The sequence below is a fragment of the Pedobacter sp. genome (genome assembly GCF_045628745.1).
GTDB lineage: Bacteria > Bacteroidota > Bacteroidia > Sphingobacteriales > Sphingobacteriaceae > Pedobacter.
This window is the reverse complement of record NZ_JAZQPU010000088.1, coordinates 1-4,843: the sequence shown is the minus strand read 5'-3', so window position 1 is coordinate 4,843 and position 4,843 is coordinate 1. Positions and strand designations below refer to the sequence as shown.

General features: G+C 37.2%; 4 protein-coding genes. 3 read left to right on the top strand and 1 reads right to left on the bottom strand.

Annotated features, from left to right (window positions below; genetic code table 11):
• Positions 1 to 119: 119 nt before the first annotated feature.
• Complete coding sequence (locus ACR2F7_RS03800) at positions 120 to 614, bottom strand: transposase (RefSeq protein ID WP_432712263.1); 495 nt, start codon at positions 612 to 614, stop codon at positions 120 to 122.
• 731 nt (positions 615 to 1,345) lie between these two features.
• Between ACR2F7_RS03800 and ACR2F7_RS03795 the strand changes: the two genes are divergently transcribed.
• The 3 genes from ACR2F7_RS03795 to ACR2F7_RS03785 all read left to right on the top strand — a co-directional run bounded on the left by ACR2F7_RS03795 (position 1,346) and on the right by ACR2F7_RS03785 (position 3,986).
• The gene (locus ACR2F7_RS03795) at positions 1,346 to 1,843 is read left to right on the top strand and encodes an RNA polymerase sigma factor (protein ID WP_432712262.1); all 498 of its coding nucleotides are present in this window, start codon (positions 1,346 to 1,348) and stop codon (positions 1,841 to 1,843) included.
• 13 nt (positions 1,844 to 1,856) lie between these two features.
• Entirely contained in the window at positions 1,857 to 2,453 is a 597-nt protein-coding gene (locus ACR2F7_RS03790; RefSeq protein ID WP_432712261.1) for a hypothetical protein, read from the top strand.
• Positions 2,454 to 2,525: 72 nt separating this feature from the next.
• Complete coding sequence (locus ACR2F7_RS03785) at positions 2,526 to 3,986, top strand: alpha/beta hydrolase family protein (RefSeq protein ID WP_432712260.1); 1,461 nt, start codon at positions 2,526 to 2,528, stop codon at positions 3,984 to 3,986.
• Positions 3,987 to 4,843 lie beyond the last annotated feature (857 nt).

Here is a 4,843-nt window from a genome sequence, read left to right as displayed (position 1 = left end):
ATGTTTCTTAACTCGCCTTAACTGATGCTCCGGTGCAGTAATATGTGCTGCTGAAGAAGTTGGGTCAATCTTTTTTTTAACTTCCTGATTCTCTTCTTCCACTTTTTTCAAGTGGTGGTCTATGGAGGTAGCGGGTGTTTTAACACTACACTTTCCATTGATGCATTGGCTTTAATGTGAGCTGAATCTACTGCCTGCGTATGGCCGGACACCATTCCGCTGTTTACACATAAGGTAAACACTTTGTTAAACAAAGTCTCGAATAGGGAAGCTGGGTAAAGCTGTCTTGTTCTGCTTATAGTAGAATGCCAGGGTAATTCTTCATCTATATCAAACCCCAGGAAGTACAATACGTCCATCCGCATAGAGCAATGCTCCACCAATTTGCGGTCAGAGGTTATGTTTTCCAGGTAACCAGTTAACAGTAGCTTAAAAAAAACTACCGGGTCAATTGATGGGTTGCCAGTTTTGCCATAAAGTTCTTTGGTGTCTTTGTATAAAAAGCTCAGATCAAGCGTTTCGCGGAGTTTGCGATACAGGTTTTCCTTGGGAACCCGGCTCGAGAGCTGGAAGCTGGTGAACAGCTTTTCGGTATAATTCTTTCTGCCTTGCATACCCTTAATTTACGCATTTCACCAATTTTGTAAAAGCAAAATCTGCATTTATTCGAGTTGTGCAACAGCCACCACCCTTTTTTGATAGTTGTTGTTTTTTATCTTCTAATGAATATATATTTACAAAACATCTACCTAGTCAACTTCCTATATGCTTACCAATGTCATGATTAACTATTTCCGCAAAAAACAAAAAGCTGCACAAATTTCATTTGTTTATGTTGCTCTTGCGACGTTAAGTGTTTGCTCCGTTTATCCTAAAGACCTGTTTTATGGCCAATGGTCTCTTTTCGGCTTACTAATTACCTTTCCGGTTTCAATTATAAGTTTTGGATATAGATATGCGGATGCTCAGAATCTTTATCCAGTTTTTATTATTCAGTTATTTATGTTCGTGTTGACAAAAGCACTTCTAGGCAGATTTATAAAGAATTAAAGACAATTTTAATTAGAGTGTGGCAGCAGCCACCCTGTTGTTAATTACAAAGTGTAAAGCGGAATCTAGAATATCCACCGTTTTTCGATAGCGAGAAAGATTTGGGAATTACCACTATTTTTAAATTACCAGCAACCTTAGATACTGTAACATCGAAATAATGATTGAAAAATTATGACCTCTTTTATCCTTTCTAGCTTTATCAATAAAACACATCATAGGCCTCCCTTCAGTTTGGCTAAAAAAAATCTGTAGCTACCTGTGATTTTTGTACTACCATCTATACTTATTAGATATGTTTTATAATTCGAATGATACTAAAAGCAGGTTTATCGAAGTCATTCGTGAGAACCAAGGTCTTATTTACAAGGTTGCCAAAATGTATTCCAATAGTTTCGAGGATGAGCAGGACCTATATCAGGACATCGTTTACCAGTTATGGAAAAGCTACCCATCTTTTCGGAATGAATCTAAAATTACGACCTGGATGTACCGGATTGCGCTAAACACCGGAATCCACTATTTGGACAAAGGTAAAAAAAAAGCCCATCACGTTGCAATGGATGAATCCTTCCTGAATAGACCAGAAATAATTGATGCATCTGAACAAGAGCGCCACGACATTCTGTTTGCCCGAATTAAAAACCTGAACGATATCGAAAGGGGGATCATCTTTCTTTACCTGGAAGGAAAGAGTTATGATGAGATTGCCATGATTACAGGCTTCACCAATACAAATATTGGAACCCGTTTAGGCCGAATTAGACAGAAACTAACATCACAAATAAATTAAAATAAAGCAAGCTATGGAATTTGAAGAACTAAAAAATCAATGGAGCGAAATGTCCGCAAACATTGGCAACCAAAAAGAATTAACAGATTCTAAAATTATTAAAATAACTGAAATGAGGTATAGGGATAAAATTAGGAAAATAAAAATTTCGGAAATTACCGGAGCTGTTTTCTGCTGTGCTGTACTGTTATTTATTGTAAACGGCATGAATAAACTTGAGCCATGGTATTTGATGATCTGCGGGATAGTCTCCGTAATGATGCTGATACTGATTCCGACGCTCTCCATCGGAGCTCTTTTTAAGATACAGTCCACTAATATTGCTGCAAACAATTACAGGCAGGCTTTATCGGGTCATAATACACGCAAGATACATTTTATAAACGTCCAGAAGGTAAGCATGTGCCTTGGTGCATTGTTATTCGTAGCCATACTACCGGTGATGGGTAAGTTAATGAGCGGAAAAGACTTATTCAAGTCTGCTACAATCTGGTATATATATTCAGTCGGATTTCCCTTCCTTTACTATTTTGCGAGCTGGGTATTTAAGAAATATAATCGCTCACTAAATAAAGCTGAGGAAATTCTCAGGGATTTGGAAAATCACTAAGCAACATCCCAAACGCAGTATTCAAGCATATCAATAGACCTTTTCCGGGTATCAATTTATTTAATTAAAATCATGAAAAAATTGTTAGAGTCTTTTTTCTGCTTAATGGCAGTCATTTTCAATTGCTCTGCATCAGCACAAAACATCACGGGAACCTGGGAGGGAGAGCTTGATATTCAGGGTAAGCATATTCCGGTAGTATTTCATGTCGCAAAGGATGTTTCAGATAAACTATCAGCAAGTTTTGACAGTCCCAGCCAAAATGTTTTTAATTTAAAGTGCAGTGATGTCATTGTAAAGGAGGATAGTGTGTCTATTCTGTTATCAGCCGTTAACATTAGGTATACAGGGCAATTGAATAAAGATTATCAGCAACTTAATGGACTTTGGTTCCAAGGTCTTGGATCCGTACCGCTTGCATTAAAAAAGACGAGTGAACATGCCTGGGTAGTCAAGGAAAAAAGGCCGCAAACGCCAATGAAACCGTATCCTTATGAATTAGAAGAAGTCGACTTTACAAACAATGACCAGAGTGTTCGATATGGTGGTACGCTTACGTTTCCGAAAATAGCCTTTTCAACCGAGACGAACGTTCCGGCCAAATATCCGGCAATAATTCTGATAACAGGTAGCGGCCAGCAGGATAGGGACGAAACGTTATTTGGCCACAAACCATTTGCAGTCATTGCTGATCACCTTACTAAAATGGGTTTTGCAGTCCTTCGAGTTGACGATCGAGGTATTGGAAAAACAACAGGGAATTACGAACAGGCAAGCACATTAGACTTTGCAAAGGACGTGGAAGCAGGCATCAATTTTCTCGCAAAACATAAACGCATAAATAAACAAAAAATGGGTCTGTTAGGGCACAGTGAAGGGGGGATGATTGCACAGATTGTAGCATCAGAGAGAAAAGATGTTAAATTCATCATCATGCTTGCCGCACCGGGAATTTCTACCATTGACCTAATGCAACATCAGACTGAAGCATGGGGCATTTCTGAGGGTATGCCAGTTGCTGAAGCTAAAGCAAAAGGATTCCTTCTACATACGGTTTGGACTGAAGGCAAGAACAACAACGATCAGGCTACTGCCGTTAAAAACATTAGGTTCAAGACAGACAGTATGTTTAATAACCTCGATCCGGGCACACTGAAAAGGTTAAAAAGTGGGGATTCGACAGCTGTAGATATGCAGGTAAAGCATGAATTAAATGCGTTGAAAGGAAATTGGCTTAAGTATTTTATAAACTATGATCCTCAATCAACTTTGCAGAAGTTGAATTGTATGGTACTAGCAATTAATGGCAACAAAGATGTCCAAGTAAACGCAGGAGCAAATTTAGAAGGGATAAGGTCGGCTTTGGCAAAAAGCAAGTCAAAGCAGTATGATATCGTTCAATTATCCGGATTAAATCATCTGTTTCAAAATTGTGTTAAGTGCAGTCCCTCAGAATACCATGAATTGGAAGAAACCTTTTCCCCTATAGCTCTTCAAACAATTAGTATTTGGTTGGAAAGAAATGTAAAATAAACATTGGTGAGTAATGACAGAGAAAGCACCGTTATTTGGTTACAGACGATACCGACATACTTAGATATAAAATTTCAGCGAATTAGTCTCATTACCATCGGTTTAAACGCAATATATATTACCGTAATTAATACAACTATTAATAGAATTTCAATCCAATTCTTATCTAACCAAATTGCTGGTACGGTAAAAATTAGTGGGGTCAAACTACTTAACCACCTTTTTCGAGGTTTGAAATAAAATGTACTTATCGCGACTACAACTAATGATATTATAATGAGTGGAATTGCTGGAAAAATATAAAGACCGTACATACTGCCTGCGTTTGAGTCGCCATGTTCTTCATGAGTACCATAGATAATAAGGCATGGTAATATTAGAACAATTAATGTTAGGCAATCAACTGTGATTTTATTTAAAGCTCGGTCTAAGTCCACATTAGTCATCTTGATTTGCCCTACGTAGGCTCTAACGCAATTTATGTGGTTGAACGGACAAATAAGAATAACGTTGTAATTTGTAGAACAATTAATCCCATGGCAGGGGTAATAGGTTTCGCATTATTCCCTCATTTTTTAAAAATAGATTATTGCCCTTGAAGTAATCCAATTGAATATATTAAATCGTTACCTATCAAGCCTAATCAATCTTTTTCTTTTAGCTGATTATCAAAAACTCATTCCATTAATCAAAGCCATTTTTACTATTTTTGATAATGAGTTTTTGATAATAATATTTTGTTCGAAAATAGGCTACACCAAGGTGTAAACTTTAATGATAATTGCAAAATTTCTTCAACGATACTTTGCCTTTATTTTTGGTATTCTTAGAAAATGAGGAAGTAGTGATAGACATAT